Below are 16,535 nucleotides of genomic sequence, written 5' to 3' on the forward strand. Positions count from 1 at the left end.
TAAGAAAAATTAATACTTTTGTAAAAATTATATATAGCGTAACAATTGAAAAACAGTTTTAAAATACTTAAAATAATTTGACTATTTTAGAAAATTTTAATAAAATCTATTAATAAACTCAATCGATAATACAAAATATGAAAACAGCTTTTATCTTCCCCGGTCAAGGGTTGCAATTGATCGGCATGGGAAAAGATTTTTATGATAATTTTAAACCCGCCAAAGAAACTTTTCAAATCGTTGATGAAGTACTAAACCGAAAACTCACCGATATAATTTTTAATGGACCTTCTGAAGAACTTACCTTAACCACTAACACACAACCGGCATTAATGGCAGTATCTATGGCAATAATAAATATTATCAAAGCTGAAACCGGTAAAAGTTTGGATAGTCTTTGCGATTATGCTGCTGGTCATTCGCTAGGTGAATATAGTGCTTTATGTAGCACCGAAAGTATTAACCTTGAGACAACAACAAAACTACTTCATATACGTAGTACATCTATGCAGGAAGCATGTCCTGAAGGTGAGGGAAGCATGGCGGCTTGTATCAATATTCCGCTTCAAAAACTTGAAGAAATATTAGAAGAGATCAACAAAATAAATTTATGCCAAATTGCCAACGATAACATTGAAGGACAAATAGTTATTAGCGGCAAGACCACAGCTATAGATCATGCTATTAGTATAATTAAAGATTTAGGTTATAAAGCGATAAAGCTGAAAGTCAGTGCTCCATTTCATTGTAGCTTAATGAAACCGGCAGAAGAAAAAATGCGAGTAGCTCTTGATAAAGCTGTAATTAATAAACCTCTGATACCGATAATCCAAAATTATACCGCAAAACCTACTCTAGATCCTACAGAAATCAAACAAAATTTAATGCTTCAGATATGCGGGCGAGTTAGATGGCGTGAAACTCTAGAACTATTTCACAAATTAGAAATCGCTCATATAGTAGAAATAGGGGCAGGAAGCGTACTAACAAATATGCTCCGGAAAATTAATTATCCATATAAGTTAAGTAATATAAGTAATTTAGAAGAACTACAGCATTGTTTAGATAACGTTAGTCAATAACTGTCTCTAATAACTTCTGATTCATAAAGTTTTTAAATTAACTTAATATTATTATATGCAAATTAGTTTTAGTTTTTTTAAGCAATTGCTAGAATTATTCACTAGTGATTGGCAGAGCTATTTAGACAAGGTAATAGAGGATTTTAAAATTTAGCCTTAACAGATACTAATGATACATTTTTAAAAGAAGAATGTTATAAAAAAATTGCTCTTATCCAAAAAGACATTAAAGAAGGTGAATATCCATGGTATGTTGCTCCTTTTAATAAAATAGATCATGCAAGTTTATTACTTACCAATATTTCATATATTAGAGCTTGATTATCTAAATCAAAATACGGTAAAAGCAGTAAAAAATATGCTGCGAAATAACTTCAAAGATATATATAATCCGGAAATTTATATTATTGTTAATTATGAAGAACCTATAATTAAAAACTATATAATAATAGATAAAATAGCCAAAGGTAAAGTTATTACCTTTGAAGATTTAAATATTAAATATGTAGATCACACGGATGAAGAGTTACAATATATTGGTGATATAGTAAATGATATTAGAAAACTAGACAGCGAGTTAGTAGCAGATATTCAAATATCATCAAATTTATTTATCAATTTTATTTTGTAGATTTTCTTATTACTCAGTGTACAATCATTTTTATGGCTGCATATTTTGAAGAATTACACAATTTTCATCAAAATTTAGATAACCTCAATTTTTTAGTACCGTTACAAAAATATATGCCCGAATGCCAACCAAAAGACTATAAGAGTTTTGTCAATCTTAAAGCAATAACTTGGAATAGATTTTTAGTTAAATATCAGAAATTATTTGAGCACATTCAGAACATATTATTTAGCATCTGTAGTGATAGTGAGAATTTTGTAAAATTGTTAATTTCAGACTCTTATCATCTTAGCTTAAACAAGCGAATCGAAATTATAGAGTACTTAATAGATAAATATAAAAATGATACTAAATCTATTTATTACATAACCCAACAACTTTTTGATATTTGTGATGATAACACGGATATTAAAACTATCGAAGCCAAGGCTAAACAGTTTTACAAATATATTGAATATTTTCCGTAGTTGGGATGATTTACCTAGTTATTGGTATATGGACTTTAAAGGGCTACCCGGGTGTGATAAGGAAGCTTTGATTATGAGCAATTCCGTAAAGCCGGAAAATGATTATATTGAGTTAGAAAAATTATAAAATAATTCTAGAAATTTTGCTTATTAGATGATATAAAGTAAGGCCATAACCGGAGAGATGGCCGAGTGGCCGAAGGCGGCGGTTTGCTAAACCGTTATACGGGTCATACCGTATCGAGGGTTCGAATCCCTCTCTCTCCGCCAGTCTGTACAGTTAGCCAATTCTTGTAGTGCTATCTAAGTATAATCTTTATCACCAAGCATATTATAGATTTCTGGCATATATTTATGTTTCAGCCAAATCTCAAGGCTACCGATAATATAAAGGTTATTTTTAGCTCTACTAATACCGACGTTTAAGACGTTTGGCTTTTGCGTCATTATATTTCTTGCACCTTTATCAAGAGGATGCTGAGCTCCTAGTAGTATTATTACCGTATCGTTTTCTGTGCCTTGAAATGCATGAATAGTGCCGATATTTTTATATCCAAATGCTTGAATTGTTTTCTCATATCTTGAATCGTCATATTATTTCATTCAATTTTCTACGAATAGATTCGCTGTAATCTTTATACATTGTAATAATGTAAATTTGTTTGAGCAAATCATCCCCTTTTTTCTCTTTTAATACTTGGTTTTAATAACTCTAGTAATTTTTGAAATTCGGCTTCCGATTCATATTTATAACGTTGAACCTTATTATCTTTCATATCTATCCATTTTGAAGTACCTAAAATCGTTCTAATATCAGAGTTACAGTCAGAGGTAGCAAAAATCATTTTGTCACCGTAAGCTATTTTTTACATATTTTAAACATCAGATTTTGGCATCTTCTATGCACTAATAAAGGGAAACCAACCGTAATATCATCTATTTTTGTTTGATATAAAGAATTACGGTCAGCTAGGTTTTGCAATGAAACTTCCGAAGGTGACCACTCAGGATATGAAACCTTAAAATGTTATAATTTGTTCATTAAATCTTGCTTTAATATAGAAATAGGATCTATTTGCAGCGGATCACCGACTACTACGACTTTTTTTGATTTTTAAATAGCACTAGCTGCGTATTGTGGCGGTATCTGCTCTGCTTCATCAATAAATAACCAAGGAATTTCATTATGTTCGGATGTTGCCAACATTTTATCGAATGAGTGAAAAGTTGTAGACACAACAGGTATGACCATAAAGAAATTTTGCCAAGCAATTTTGTTTATCTTAGGGTCACCCGATGAATGCACTGCCATATCACAGAAATATTGCAGGCTATGCCCCAAATTATCAGCATTAGCATTTATAAATATCTCATGTAATCTTACAGCACTTATGAATAATTTTGATCTTAATTTTTCAAACTCTTTATCAAAGTAAGGAGTGACTTTATTTAAATCTTCAAAATTTTCTTGCCAATTTTTCCAAAATAAATCTTTTTCAAAATCCTTAATATTGAAATATTTATCTTTTAAACTTACGATAGCCAAGCTTATATAGTCGTTAAGCTGTTTTATTTCTTCTACAGAAGCTTCAATTTTCTTAATTGCAGCTTTAATATTCTTAATATCAGTTTTTATCTGGTCAATTTCTTTTGAAGATTTATTTTTTAGCTTAATTAAATCCCGTTTTTGCTCATAGCAAGAATTGTATTTTGCGGTTTTAAAAAATGCATGAATTTTTTCAAAAAAACCAAATTTAATAATTTTATTTCACAATCAATTTCAAGTATTTTAGAGCTTTTATAATCAAGCTCTAATTCTAACTCATTTTGCTCTTCTTTTTTTCTGCATATATCACTCCTAAATCCTCTTCCTTAATTAACTCTCTTTTCTTTTTATTAAATTCAATAATTGATACAATATTTTCATAAACTTCATGAATTTCACTGTATAAATTGTTAAAATCAGCACACGCTTCTTTCCATTCATTATTAATTTCATCTATAGAATTACAATATTCAGGTTTAAAATGTGCAGGTGCTTTATCTTTACATTTATTATTAACTAGCAGATTAAGATATTGCAGTATTGTATGTTTTTCATCATTCTTATCATCGTTTTCTTCTTCATCTTTATATTTCCAAAACTTATTTGAAAATCTCTTTTTATTTCCATGATTACCGAGCACCGCAGCAAATATACCCCTATCTTTCTCTTTTTCCTCTTTCAATAAAAGTTATTTAAAATAACTTAAATCTTTATGATATAGCTTATCTATTTTACTATATAACGATATTTCTTTAGATATATTTTCAACGGCATTGTTATTAGATGATGCAACAACCATACCGTAAGTTTGTAATTCCGTTTTTAAAGAATTAACATGATAATCAAAATTTGGTGTATGTAAGGAAGATTTTTTATTTTGAAACCCGTCCTTAGGATCTTCTAAAGTTGCTAAATATGAAGCACGATCTACATAGATATTTGCTATAAGATCAAAAAGTATAGTGGTTTTACCTGTACCAGGCGGACCATTAACAGCAAAAAGCTTTCCTGAAAAAGAGGGTAATACCAAATTAATCGCAGCAGCTTGCAGTGCCGTAAGAGAGTGACTCGGCGATGAACACCAATGCGTCGGTTGCATCATAAATGGAGATAACAGTTCTTGTAGACTTTCTTGATGCTTTAAAACATCTATGGAACCCGGCTTATCTTCTTTACCGAGATATTTGGCAATTGCTGATTCCGAGTCAAATTTTTCGATATTACTTCGTACAAAATCTAATGGTCTTAGAAAAAAACTATTAAACATTTCTAAGGAAGGAGTGGCAAAATTATAAATTACCGGTTTATCTTTTTTCTTTTTATGCGAGGTAACTCTTCTTACACATAGTTCAGAGCGGCTAAATAAATATTTTTTGTCAATTTCTAACTTCTGTACTACAAGATCAATCATAAGATTAATCATTTTTAAATCTAGAGTTTTAACTCAAGAATCTTGCTTTTTATCCTTAAAATATATTCTCTCACTTTCTGAAAATACTTCCTCTATTAGGCTGTTATTATTATCTACAAAATTTGGTAAATCTTTTAATTCTTTTTCTTGGAACTCTTCTCTCATGATTCTACCGAGAACATAAGCAACAGTAGAGACAACCATAAATCCTTCAATATATTTACCGTTTTCATCTATAGTTAAACCAGCAATAGGTGTTTGTCGGTTGCTCTTGCTTATCTTGATGGTTATTATAATCATTTAAGAACTCTTGATCTAATTTAGTTATATTTTGGATTTTCTTTAAAAGATCAAGTGCAGCTTCCGACCGTTTTAAATAACCGAGATAAATATGCCAATGAACTGCTACTTCATTTTTCTCAAGATCAATACCGAGTTTTGTTTTATCCAGTTTTTCAAACTAAGCATCTTTTAAGAAAAAAGTGTTTCTTTCTTATCCAGTTTGCAACTAAAACTGCCTTTTTTATCGGTATGTTCTCTAATAATTGCAAAATATCTATTTAAATTTTCGTTTTTATTAGGAGTTAGTACTTCAATAATCTTCCATACACTGAGGATAGATTTGTTTTGTTCATCAGATTGATTATACATCAAAAGAAGTTTACACTTAAAATAGAAATATCCTAAGTATGAAACTAGAAGAAGTAAACAACTTTTTAATGTTACTATTTATAGCATATAAAGATGTGTATAATTAACACAATTATCACCAAATTATTAGTGATTTTAATAAAATTTAGTATTTTTATAAATTCATTTAATATATTTCCTTAACCCAAATAGGATATAATAAATGCAAAATAGTAAGGAAATTATTAAATATATAGTGTCTAGCATTTGGTCTTCTTGGAATCCTATAAACTGGTCACCAAGCATGCAATTAGCTACCTTAAGTTATATATTCTCTTGTTTAATTAATGGGAATGATGCATATCCAATTGAAGATGCACAAATAATAAATAATGACCAGGAATGGCTTAAAAGCAATCAAACTTATACCTTTTATAATACCCAATTTCTAATCTTCTCCGTTATATGGAACTTGCAGAAGAGATACCTATATGCCTAAAAAGATTAAAAATATTTCATCAATTTGATGATGAGAATTATATACCCAATGAAGCGTTAGCCTCTCATAAGCTCATAAATAACTTTTCTAATTTATTGAAGCATTTTAAACTAACTCCTCTTATAGATTCTACTGATTTTAATCCTAACTATTTTATGGTATGGAGTTGGGCAAAAAATTTAGGGAATATTCCTAAATATTTTGGTCAAAAACTAAAGCGTGTTTGTAATAATATAGAAGAAGCAGAAAATTATTGGGAGAGTTATGAACCGGAGGCATTCTCTCATTTTTCTACCTTTCATGAGTTTATAAATACAATAACACGTTGTAATGATGCATTATTAGGTTGTAGAGATATTAGATCAGATATATATTACAATGAACTATAGTTAATTCAGATGAATACAACTTTCTTCTTTAGCAAATAAAGCAATTAATGCCTATATAGTCAAATGCACATTTAAACCGCTTCAACACACATAGCCATACCCATACCGCCACCGATACATAAAGTAACTAAGCCTTTTTTAGCTTTAGCTCTTCGTAAGCCGTGTATCAGAGTAATCAGTACACGTCCGCCGCTTGCCCCGATCGGATGACCGATTGCTATTGCTCCACCGTTAACATTAACCTTCTCCATATCCCATTTCATTTCACGGTTTACATAAATACTTTGAGCGGCAAACGCCTCATTAACCTCGATAACTTCCAAATCATTAACGCTCCAACCTGCTTTACTTAAAGCTTTTTTGGATGCAGGAACAGGGGCAGTACCCATAATACTTGGATCAACACCGGCTGAAGCATAAGAAACAATACGAGCTAGCGGCGTTAAATTATGCTTTTTCAAAGCTTCTTCGGAAACTACCATAAGACATGCCGCACCGTCATTAATAGCGGAAGCATTACCCGCTGTAACTACACCGTTTTTATCAAAAGCAGGACGTAATTTACTCAGAATTTCAAGGCTGGTATCAGGTCTTACTGTTTCATCATGATCAAACAAACTAGTAGTTTTTTTAATCGTTACTTCGATAGGTAAGATTTCATCTTTAAAAACTCCTGCTAGCTGTGCTTTAGCTGCTTTCTTGTGAGAGCTTAAGGCAAACTCGTCCTGCTGTTGTCTGCTAATATTAAACTGTTTCGAGATATTTTCGGCTGTAATACCCATAAATACTCCTGAAAATACATCGGTTAATCCGTCATACTGCATTAGATCAACCATTTTAATATCGCCGAATTTAGCTCCTGCTCTGATATAGCTACCGTGCATACCGAGCGACATATTCTCCTGCCCACCTGCTATAACTATTTCATTATCACCCGTCATAATTGAATTTGCTGCAAGTGCTACGCTTTTAAGACCTGAGCCGCATACTTTATTAATCGTATAGCCCGGCACTTCTTTCGGTATTCCCGCATAAATCAGAGTTTGCCTCGCCGGATTCTGCCCGCTACCGCCGGTTATTACCTGTCCAAGGATTACCTCACCTACTAAAGCTGGATCGATTTTGCTGTTTTGCAGTATATCCTTTATTAAATGAGCAGCAAGCATAGGTGCAGCTGTTGTACTAAGGCTACCTATAAACGAGCCGAAAGCAGTCCTTTTCGCATAAGTTATATAAACCGGTTTTGTCATAATGTGTACTCCTTAAACAATTTATCTAGTTTATCATTTATTAAATAACTAATATGTCCGCCTGCTACATCTATAAGCTTAGAGTTTTTAATAATTTTTGCAAAGGTAAAATAGAAGCTTTATGTACTATTTGATCATCTTCTGCTGCTACTATATATACAGGACAATGAATTAAACTCGGATCAATAATAAAATTATCGATTTTCCATTTAAGATTTATAAACATATTTTCATCTAATATATTTTGTGTAATTTGATTATAAATCTCCTTAGATATACTATTTTACCTGACATAAGCCAATTCTCTATTCTCAATGCTAATTCTTGCTCCTTATCGGAAGTTATAGAGAAAAATTTTTTTAATTTAGCATTGAAATAATCAGGGAATAAAAGAAAAAATAAAATTTGAATATGAATTTTAGGAATTATCGGTAAATTGTCTATGCCACTATCTAGTTTTAAATATCGATGCAACATCCTTATATAGAAAAAATGAGAAAAATCCCACGGGCAGGTAAGTCAAGTCAGAGTTTTGATAAATTTAGGCATAAGTACGTTTGTAGCTATCGCAAGGTTACCGCCGATACAATGACCTATTAAATTAATGTCTTTAATTTTCAAATTATCTATTACTTCGATTATTTTATGCACATAGTCGTCTAGGTTCCTCAATCTCTAGCCAATCTATTAAATAAACTTCACCGTAGCTTCTCAAATTTTCAATAAAACTTTTGTCACGAGCTAACAGTGAGTTGAAGATAGAGAGGATGATTAGGAAAGTTTTGATGTCATCCTGATTTCTTTCTATGTCATTCCCGACTTCCCCTTTGTCATTCTCACAAAAGCGGGAATCCATTTTTAATTTATTTTTACTGGAACCTGTGGACAAACCACGGGATAACACCGAGTAATACAACACCCTATAATGCTCTGTTTGCATTACTATTTTACCTAATTTTAAATATTTATTACCTAAATTATGTGTCTTTGTATATATAATTATTATAAAGGTCAAAATATTCCTGTAGTTTATTACTATCTAGGCATTGAGAGTATCTAATCTTATATTAGTAATTCTTGACAAAAGGCTAAATATATTGTATAAGTTCAACACCTTCAGAATGTAATAACAAGTATATAGGCTCTAAAGTTTTAGGGGAAATACATAAAATCTTGAAGTGCTTAAGTTTTTTTTTTGTCCTTAGGGATTTATAATGCTAAGTACCTCATCACGATCGTTTAAAAACAAATTCAGAGCGGCATTTTGGCCTGTGCATAATTACGAACTCGGAAAGTTTATTCCGATGAGTACCTTAATGTTTTGTATTTTGTTTAATCAAAATGTTTTACGAATCTTAAAAGATAGTATTTTAATCTCCGAGATTAGTGCAGAAATAGCAGGTTTTGCTAAAGTTTATTGCGTTACGCCTGCCGCTGCTTTATTCGTGATTATTTATGCTAAAATGATTAATTATCTTACTTTTGAAAAGATCTTTTATTATTTAAGTGCATTTTTTATCAGCTTTTTTGTTTTATTCACTTTTGTAATTTATCCTAATATTCATATTTTTCATATACATCCCGATAATCTAGCTGACTGGATGGAACGTTATCCTCATTTTAAGTGGTATATCTCATTAGTAGGTAATTGGGGTTATATAGTATATTATAGTCTTGCCGAGCTTTGGCCTAATATTTTTTACGTATTATTATTTTGGCAGTTTGCTAATGAACTTACTACTACCGAAGAAGCAAAAAGATTTTATACTCTCTTTTCGCTATTCGGCAACTCTTCTTTAATATTAGTTGGCTTTTTAATGATGAATCTATCATCGGAAGATACTATTATTAAGAAGTTTATGAGTATTTCGGATAGTAAAATCACTTTAGTTCAAGTATCCACGACAATTGTGGCAATTGTTGCTATTATTTGTTGTTTGTTAGTTAGATTTATTAGCAAGAACGTTTTTACTAATCCGTTATTTTATGCTAAAGCAAAAAGCGGTAGCTCAACTTCAGAACGTATGGGGCTAATTAAAAGCTTTAAATATATTGCGAAATCAAAATATTTATGGCTACTTTTAATTTGTTCGGCAGCTTTCGGATTTGCTATTAACTTAGTCGAAGCCGTATGGAAAGCAAAAATTAAGGAATTATATCCGACTGTAAATACCTATGCTGAATTTAACAGTCTGTATATACTTTGGACAGGCGTGGCAATAATGGTTATGACCATCATCGGTAATAACATTATGCGTATGCACAACTGGTTTGTAGCAGCAGTTATTTCACCGGTTATAATAATGGTGACCGGCATTTTGTTCTTTGTACTTATCGTATTTGACCAACAAATTTTATCATTATTTGATGGAGCAATTTTAATGTCACCTCTTGCTCTTGCCGTTTCAATCGGTGGCATTCAAAATATTTTAGCTAAAGGTACTAAATATTCTATATGGGATACTTCAAGAGAAATGTTATATATCCCTCTTGATGAGGAGCTTAAAACCAAAGGCAAAGCTGCGGTTGACGTGATAAGTGCAAAAGTCGGCAAATCCTCTAGCGGTCTTGTGCAATCTATTATTTTTACTTTAGTTCCAACCGCTACTTTTACCTTAATCTCACCAATTCTAATGCTGGTATTTACTTTTGTATGCTTAGCATGGATTTATGCAGTAAGAAAAATATATTGTGAATATCAAAAAATAGCATAAAATAAATTATTATCATCCCGCGACTTGATCACGGGATCTAAGGATACAGTCTGTGACCAAGATACCGTTGCTTGACCACGGTATGACACCGAACGCGTTTTTTGATCCACGCGGGTAATGCCCTTTTTAGCTAGGAACCTTACAGCATAAAACTATCGATGTTACTATGAATCAATCTCTCCTAAAGCTTTAGTCTCTATAATAAGAAAATCTCAAAATCCTTTAAGATATTTTCAACATCTTTTAAGATAGGATCAAATTCGTCTTTACTTTGAGAAGAAGGCAGTTTAAATGAAGTTAGGGTAACTTTTTCACTCTTTATAAAATTATGAGGCTGAGGCTGATCCTTAAGTTTAATAGTAACAACTTCGCCTGCTAGAGAGTTTGGATGTCTGTTCTCATTAATTGAATCTGGATGCATAATTTCTAGGTTTTTTGGAGTATTATCTTCCTTGTTCTTACTACGGAATGAAAAAATTCTAGATGATGGCATTTGATTTACATTTTATTTAAAAAACGCTATTTATTATAGGGCAATAATTTATATTTAACAAGCAGGATGGTTAATTGTCATAAACTTTTCTATCATTCTAGTAACGGAACGTTCTAGTTCAATATCTAATTTTGAATAATCAGAAAAGTTAAACCATTTAAGTTCATTCGATTCGTTATTTTTTATAAAATTATCATTATTTACTGTTTTTAGTAAAAATCGTACATCATAGTGATAATGAGCAGGCTCCTTATGAGTTTGCGGAATATAATGGGTGTCTATATCAAAAATCTCCTTATTTATCGTTTTGATTTCATTAATTCCAGATTCTTCTATAGCTTCTTTAACCGCTACATTTAATATATTACTATCTCCATCACAATGACCGCCTGGTTGAAGCCACTTATCAAGCTTTTTATGGTGCATCAATAAAAATTTAGTTTTATCATTATTAAGTAAAAAAGCCGAAGCAGTGAAATGTCCTATTTGTAAATCTCGGCTAAAAGGGTTTTCATATTCATTTAAAAATTCAAGCATTTTTGTTTTTGTAACAATTTCTTCAGGATATGTACTACTGTAATTTTGTAGTTTAATATGTAATTCATTCATAATGATAATTTTTTATGTATAGAGCTTCGATATTTAACTCAAATTTCTCTGCTAAATCAAATGAAAATAATGTCATAAAATTATATTGTCCATGTTTCATGGTAATTATCATTGACAATTAGTTAATGTTTAGTTATATATCGCATAACTAAAATTTAATATTAACTAATTAGGTTTATTTTTATACTTAACAAAATAGTCGAGTTATTTAGAAGTGATGGTACCACCCCCTTGGTATGGTAAGATTGCAGTAGTAGGAGCATGTGCTGTTGGAATTTATGTGATAGCAGGTGATTTACTTAAATCTCCGGCTTTTATTCTCAAATGTGGTGCCGATGTAGTAGCAACAATGGGAGCAATTCTAGCATATGAGCATTATACAGACGCAACTTCGCAAGAAAGTCCGATGGAATTGATAGACAATGAAGCACAAGCTGAAATATAATAATAAAATATTTTTAACGAATTTAGAGGACACACCGACTCTAAATTCGTATTCATTTACCATTCAAACCGTTTTTTAGTCTAATTTTGACTTGTTTTAAAGAACGAGGAGTTGCGTCCGTAACTTCAATTTCAATATTTTCTGAAATATCTATTCTAGTACCGATAGCCGGAACACTACTGACTCTAGTCAATACTAATCCACCTATCGTATCAAACTCATCATAATCATTTTGTAGCTTTTCTCCTATTATTTCTTCAAGCACTTCTACTTCAACACGTGCATTTGAAATAATTGTTGAGTTATTAATAACCTTGAAATTATCGCTATCTAATTGCTGATCATGCTCATCATCTATTCGTCCTACTATTTCTTCTATAAGATCTTCAATAGTAACTAAACCGTCAGTACCGCCATACTCATCAACAACTATTGCAATATGTGTTCTCTCACGACGCATTTTTGCTAGCAAATCTAATAATTTCATAGAAGGAGCTGCAATTATATGCTTACGTATAAGCTTTTTTAAACGACCGTTTTGCTTTGTAGCCAATGCTTTAAATAAATCCTTGATATGAATGAACCCTACTACATTATCCAAAGTACCGTCATATATAAGAGTTCGTGTATGTGGGACTTCTAACTTAATAGACTCACTTAATTCTTCTAGATTCGTAGTTAATTTTATTGCCGCAATATCAGAACGCGGTACCATTATATCTTCAATAGTTTTATCTTCTAGCTCCAATAAATTAGCTAAAATATTACGCTCGTCTAAAGTCATTTTTTGGCTATTAATTTTAAGGCGTTTTATGACACCAAAAAAATTATCGGGCGTTTTTGTTTTTCTAAAAAAATTTTTTATCGGAGAGAATAATTTTCGTACAGTAAAAATTAACTTATTATTTTGATTTTTTTTACTAGAATCTTCTTTTTTTGAAGATTTTAACATAAATTTTTTTATTTAGTTAATAAGGGGGGAAAATACCGAAATATGATAATATTTCAATTTCTAGATTTTCCATAATATTTGCTTCTGTGTCATTTTGATGATCAAAACCAATTAAGTGTAAAATACTATGTATTAAAAGATGAATAAAATGATTCTCAAAAGTTTTGTGCTGCTCGCACGATTCATTATATATGACCTCATAACAAAATGCTATATCACCTAAATGCATATAATCAGAGTCACCTAAAAATTCAAGTTTAGAATATAAATCCTGCCAATTTAATTCGTTGCTTGGAAAAGAAAGAACGTTAGTAGCTTTTTCTATATTACGAAATTGTTTGTTTAAGGTCAATATTTCTGCAGCATTTGTTAGTAAAATTGATAATTCAAATTGTTTTATTTTACTAAAATTATCAAACCGCAATAAAATATTTTGAGTTATTTTTTTGATTAAACTCTTATTTATCTGCTTATGCTCACGCCATTTGTTGTAGTTTCTTACAATTTCTACGTTTATCATTGTACCAAATATTGAATAAATAGTCGTTATAGACTTAGCTGTAATTTAAGAACATATTTTAAAAGCTGTATATCTTCATTAGAGATAACGTTAATTTTAGATTTTAATCTTAATTTGCTTACTGTCATTATTTGATCAGTCATGGCTTTACCTTTTTTGCTACCTATCATTACGTAGGCTTCACAAAGATAGCATTTATCGATGTTACTAGTTAAAGGTATTACTTGAACACGATTTAATGAAGCATTTGAGTAATTATTGCCGGTCTTACCTTAGCGACTTCCCACCTAACAAAGGATTAAAGTCGACTACCATACCTCAGCTCTTTTCATAAAAATCGCGTTCTATTAACCCTTCTACCCACTCATTGGCCTTCGCCTCAGCTTTTGTATCTTGAGCCATGGCTTTGTAAGCGGCTCCAAGCTCCTTATTAATTACATACATAAGGTTTTACAAGTTGCTCAATAAATTTGCTAATTTTACGTTCACCTATTACAGAATAAAACCTATAATAAACCGCTTAATCTATAGTAATTGTCAATTTCTTCTGCATAAAATACTCGTATACACGTATGATATCATATATATAAATTAATCAACATGAGGATTATTTACTTTAGTAAACAAAGATAATAGCTATGAAAACTGACCACACAGGCAATAAGATGATATTTTAAGACACCAGTTTTTGTTGGTAATTCTCTTTTAATTTTTGAAAATCCTCATCGGCATGGTATGAAGAACGGGTTAGCGGGCTTGCCGAAACCATCAAGAATCCTTTTGTTTTTGCGACTCGCTCTAGATATTTAAACTCTTCCGGCGTAACATATTTTGCGACCTCAGCATGATTTTTGGTAGGCTGCAGATACTGCCCGATAGTTAGGAAATCAACCTTTGCTTCTCTTAAATCATCTATAACCTGTACTACTTCATTTATTTCTTCCCCAAGTCCTACCATCATACCGGATTTTGTAAAAATTTCAGGAGATAATTTTTTGATATTATGAAGTAAGCTTAAAGAATTATAATATCTAGCCCCCGGTCTAATCGTTTTGTATAAAGACGGTACTGTTTCGACATTATGGTTAAAAACGTCAGGTTTTGCGTTTGCTATTATTTCAGCTGCTCCTTCTTTTCTTAAAAAATCGGGTGTTAGAATCTCAATAGTAGTATTTGGCGATGATTTTCGGATTTCGCTAATACACTCCGCAAAATGTGAAGCTCCGCCATCCTCAAGATCATCACGATCGACGGAAGTAATTACTACATGCTTAAGATTTAGCTTTTGTACCGCCTCCGCTAACCTTTGCGGTTCATGCGGATCAAGTAAATCCGGTCTACCCGTTTTAACGTTACAAAACCTACAGGCTCTAGTACAAACCGAACCTAAAATCATCACAGTTGTATGTTTTTTTGACCAGCACTCACCAATATTAGGACAAGCAGCTTCCTCGCACACAGTATTTAACCTCAGATTCTTTATTAAATCTTTTGTATTATAGTACTCTGTAGAATTAGGAGCTTTTACTTTTATCCAATCAGGTCGTTTATTTAAATTAGCCATAAAACGGAAATAATTTAATTAATTTTGTCACTTCATTTAATACTTTCTGCTCAAGATCGCTATTATCTTCATTATTTTTTAAGCCGTCTAAAATATCTGCTACCATATGACCGACTAATACAAAATCCTTTTCTTTAAAGCCTCTAGTAGTACATGCGGGAGTACCAAGGCGAATACCTGAAGTGATAAAAGGTGAAGTTTTATCAAACGGGATAGCATTCTTATTACACGTAATCCCTGCTCTATCCAAAGAATTTGCTGCAAGCTTACCCGTGATTCCGTCTTTACACAAATTCACTAAAACAATATGATTATCGGTACCACCTGTTAATATATCATATCCTCTTTCTTGCAAGCTACTTGCTAAAGCTTTAGCGTTACTGATTACCTGCTGAATATAACTTTTATATTCAGGCTGCAAATTTTCTAAAAAAGCTACGGCTTTTGCAGCGATTATATGCATTAACGGACCACCTTGTAGTCCTGGAAATAATGCAGAATTTATTTTGTGACCTATCTCTTCATCGTTAGATAAAATTAAACCGCCTCTTGGACCTCTAAGTGTTTTATGAGTAGTAGAGGTAACAACGTGAGCGTAAGGAATAGGGCTTTGATGCTCACCTGTGGCAACAAGTCCTGCAATATGAGCAATATCTGCCATAAAGTAAGCTCCTACTTTATCCACGATTTCTCTAAATTTTGCAAAATCAATATTACGAGGATAAGCAGAAAAACCGGCTATAAGTAATTTTGGTTTATGCAAATCCGCTAAGCGTTCAATCTCATCATAATCGATTAAATAAGTCTCTTTATTTACGCTATAAGAAACAGCATTAAACCATTTACCGGACATATTAGGAGCTGCACCGTGCGTTAGATGCCCACCGCTATCTAAGGACATACCAAGAACCGTATCACCCGGCTGTAATAAAGCAAGATATACAGCCTGATTTGCTTGTGATCCTGAATGAGGTTGGACATTTGCATATTTGCAGTTAAAGAGTTTTTTTACTCGTTCTATAGCTAAATTTTCAGCTTTATCTACTTCCTCGCAACCGTTATAGAATCGCTTACTTGGGTATCCTTCGGCATATTTGTTAGTCAGAAGCGACCCTTGAGCTTCAAACACAGCAGGACTTACAAAATTTTCTGATGCAATAAGCTCGATTACGCTACTTTGACGTAGCTTTTCATGCTTTATTATTTCATTAATCTCTTTATCCGTTTCGTGTAAATTATTATTAAAAATATTCATTCATCCTCATATTTTTTTGGTTTTGTTGTGTGGATATCTAATCGTCATTGCGAGAAAAAATTGAAAATTTTGACGAAG

General features: G+C 31.7%; 20 protein-coding genes, 1 tRNA gene and 4 pseudogenes. 7 read left to right on the plus strand and 18 right to left on the minus strand.

Annotation, left to right across the window (positions count from 1 at the left end; genetic code table 11):
* The first annotated feature begins 137 nt into the window (after positions 1-137).
* The 4 genes and pseudogenes from fabD to RJP_RS05790 all read left to right on the plus strand — a co-directional run bounded on the left by fabD (position 138) and on the right by RJP_RS05790 (position 2,450).
* A complete protein-coding gene (gene fabD / locus RJP_RS05770; RefSeq protein ID WP_014014728.1) occupies positions 138-1,082 on the plus strand; it encodes an ACP S-malonyltransferase in 945 nt (314 codons plus the stop codon).
* 277 nt (positions 1,083-1,359) lie between these two features.
* Positions 1,360-1,713: a hypothetical protein gene (locus RJP_RS05775; RefSeq protein WP_225981263.1), complete on the plus strand. Its 354-nt coding sequence runs from the start codon at positions 1,360-1,362 to the stop codon at positions 1,711-1,713.
* Between the two features lie 263 nt (positions 1,714-1,976).
* A pseudogene (locus tag RJP_RS05785) lies at positions 1,977-2,307 on the plus strand (hypothetical protein).
* Positions 2,308-2,358: 51 nt separating this feature from the next.
* Positions 2,359-2,450, plus strand: a tRNA-Ser gene (locus RJP_RS05790).
* A 33-nt stretch (positions 2,451-2,483) separates the two neighbouring features.
* Here RJP_RS05790 and RJP_RS10780 read toward each other — a convergent pair.
* From RJP_RS10780 to RJP_RS08350, 8 genes and pseudogenes are all read right to left on the minus strand, one after another.
* Positions 2,484-2,747, minus strand: a complete 264-nt coding sequence (locus RJP_RS10780) for an AAA domain-containing protein (RefSeq protein WP_225981300.1) — start codon at positions 2,745-2,747, stop codon at positions 2,484-2,486.
* A gap of 104 nt (positions 2,748-2,851) precedes the next feature.
* Positions 2,852-3,025 carry a hypothetical protein gene (locus tag RJP_RS09650; RefSeq protein WP_167310028.1) on the minus strand — a complete coding sequence of 58 codons (174 nt, stop codon included), beginning with the start codon at positions 3,023-3,025 and terminating at the stop codon, positions 2,852-2,854.
* Positions 3,026-3,639: 614 nt separating this feature from the next.
* Positions 3,640-3,932, minus strand: a pseudogene (locus RJP_RS11470) (hypothetical protein); the annotation flags it as partial.
* A gap of 65 nt (positions 3,933-3,997) precedes the next feature.
* Complete coding sequence (locus RJP_RS05805; protein ID WP_024704350.1) at positions 3,998-4,408, minus strand: hypothetical protein; 411 nt, start codon at positions 4,406-4,408, stop codon at positions 3,998-4,000.
* A 6-nt stretch (positions 4,409-4,414) separates the two neighbouring features.
* Complete coding sequence (locus tag RJP_RS10790; RefSeq protein ID WP_222610398.1) at positions 4,415-5,149, minus strand: P-loop NTPase family protein; 735 nt, start codon at positions 5,147-5,149, stop codon at positions 4,415-4,417.
* A 21-nt stretch (positions 5,150-5,170) separates the two neighbouring features.
* A complete protein-coding gene (locus RJP_RS08340; RefSeq protein ID WP_081497939.1) occupies positions 5,171-5,437 on the minus strand; it encodes a hypothetical protein in 267 nt (88 codons plus the stop codon).
* On the minus strand, positions 5,367-5,588 hold the full coding sequence (locus tag RJP_RS11475; RefSeq protein WP_081497987.1) for a hypothetical protein: 222 nt from the start codon (positions 5,586-5,588) through the stop codon (positions 5,367-5,369). Before RJP_RS11475 ends, RJP_RS08340 begins: the two co-directional genes overlap by 71 nt.
* 20 nt (positions 5,589-5,608) lie before the next feature.
* A complete protein-coding gene (locus RJP_RS08350) occupies positions 5,609-5,788 on the minus strand; it encodes a hypothetical protein (protein WP_024704351.1) in 180 nt (59 codons plus the stop codon).
* Positions 5,789-6,232: 444 nt separating this feature from the next.
* Between RJP_RS08350 and RJP_RS05820 the strand changes: the two genes are divergently transcribed.
* Complete coding sequence (locus RJP_RS05820; protein ID WP_037215173.1) at positions 6,233-6,655, plus strand: hypothetical protein; 423 nt, start codon at positions 6,233-6,235, stop codon at positions 6,653-6,655.
* A gap of 71 nt (positions 6,656-6,726) precedes the next feature.
* Here the strand turns inward: RJP_RS05820 and RJP_RS05825 are convergent, their stop codons facing one another.
* Both RJP_RS05825 and RJP_RS11615 read right to left on the minus strand, forming a co-directional pair.
* The gene (locus RJP_RS05825; protein WP_014014737.1) at positions 6,727-7,905 is read right to left on the minus strand and encodes an acetyl-CoA C-acetyltransferase; all 1,179 of its coding nucleotides are present in this window, start codon (positions 7,903-7,905) and stop codon (positions 6,727-6,729) included.
* A pseudogene (locus RJP_RS11615) lies at positions 7,902-8,966 on the minus strand (alpha/beta fold hydrolase). Before RJP_RS11615 ends, RJP_RS05825 begins: the two are co-directional and overlap by 4 nt.
* Before the next feature lie 153 nt (positions 8,967-9,119).
* Between RJP_RS11615 and tlc5 the strand changes: the two are divergent.
* Positions 9,120-10,619 (plus strand): GTP/GDP exchange transporter Tlc5, encoded by a 1,500-nt coding sequence (gene tlc5 / locus RJP_RS05835; protein WP_014121056.1) that lies wholly within the window; start codon positions 9,120-9,122, stop codon positions 10,617-10,619.
* 196 nt (positions 10,620-10,815) lie between these two features.
* On the opposite strand, the gene RJP_RS05840 is transcribed toward tlc5, so the two are convergent.
* Positions 10,816-11,112 carry a hypothetical protein gene (locus RJP_RS05840; RefSeq protein WP_014121057.1) on the minus strand — a complete coding sequence of 99 codons (297 nt, stop codon included), beginning with the start codon at positions 11,110-11,112 and terminating at the stop codon, positions 10,816-10,818.
* A 54-nt stretch (positions 11,113-11,166) separates the two neighbouring features.
* The gene (locus RJP_RS05845) at positions 11,167-11,598 is read right to left on the minus strand and encodes an NUDIX hydrolase (protein WP_077181656.1); all 432 of its coding nucleotides are present in this window, start codon (positions 11,596-11,598) and stop codon (positions 11,167-11,169) included.
* A gap of 340 nt (positions 11,599-11,938) precedes the next feature.
* Between RJP_RS05845 and RJP_RS05850 the strand changes: the two genes are divergently transcribed.
* Entirely contained in the window at positions 11,939-12,166 is a 228-nt protein-coding gene (locus RJP_RS05850; RefSeq protein WP_024704353.1) for a hypothetical protein, read from the plus strand.
* A gap of 52 nt (positions 12,167-12,218) precedes the next feature.
* Here RJP_RS05850 and tlyC read toward each other — a convergent pair whose 3' ends face one another.
* The 6 genes and pseudogenes from tlyC to glyA all read right to left on the minus strand — a co-directional run bounded on the left by tlyC (position 12,219) and on the right by glyA (position 16,457).
* A complete protein-coding gene (tlyC, locus tag RJP_RS05855; RefSeq protein WP_014014744.1) occupies positions 12,219-13,118 on the minus strand; it encodes a hemolysin C in 900 nt (299 codons plus the stop codon).
* Positions 13,119-13,134: 16 nt separating this feature from the next.
* Positions 13,135-13,638, minus strand: coding sequence for an rRNA maturation RNase YbeY (gene ybeY, locus RJP_RS05860; protein WP_010977713.1), 504 nt, complete (start codon positions 13,636-13,638; stop codon positions 13,135-13,137).
* Between the two features lie 26 nt (positions 13,639-13,664).
* Positions 13,665-13,886 (minus strand): annotated as a pseudogene (locus RJP_RS05865) (type II toxin-antitoxin system PemK/MazF family toxin); the annotation flags it as partial.
* 70 nt (positions 13,887-13,956) lie between these two features.
* The gene (locus RJP_RS11120; RefSeq protein ID WP_269446265.1) at positions 13,957-14,082 is read right to left on the minus strand and encodes a hypothetical protein; all 126 of its coding nucleotides are present in this window, start codon (positions 14,080-14,082) and stop codon (positions 13,957-13,959) included.
* Positions 14,083-14,311: 229 nt separating this feature from the next.
* Positions 14,312-15,202: a lipoyl synthase gene (lipA, locus tag RJP_RS05870; RefSeq protein ID WP_014121060.1), complete on the minus strand. Its 891-nt coding sequence runs from the start codon at positions 15,200-15,202 to the stop codon at positions 14,312-14,314.
* Positions 15,195-16,457 (minus strand): serine hydroxymethyltransferase, encoded by a 1,263-nt coding sequence (glyA, locus tag RJP_RS05875; protein ID WP_014121061.1) that lies wholly within the window; start codon positions 16,455-16,457, stop codon positions 15,195-15,197. The genes lipA and glyA overlap by 8 nt, the downstream gene beginning before the upstream one ends.
* Positions 16,458-16,535 lie beyond the last annotated feature (78 nt).

It is taken from the genome of Rickettsia japonica YH, from assembly GCF_000283595.1.
Lineage (GTDB): Bacteria > Pseudomonadota > Alphaproteobacteria > Rickettsiales > Rickettsiaceae > Rickettsia > Rickettsia rickettsii.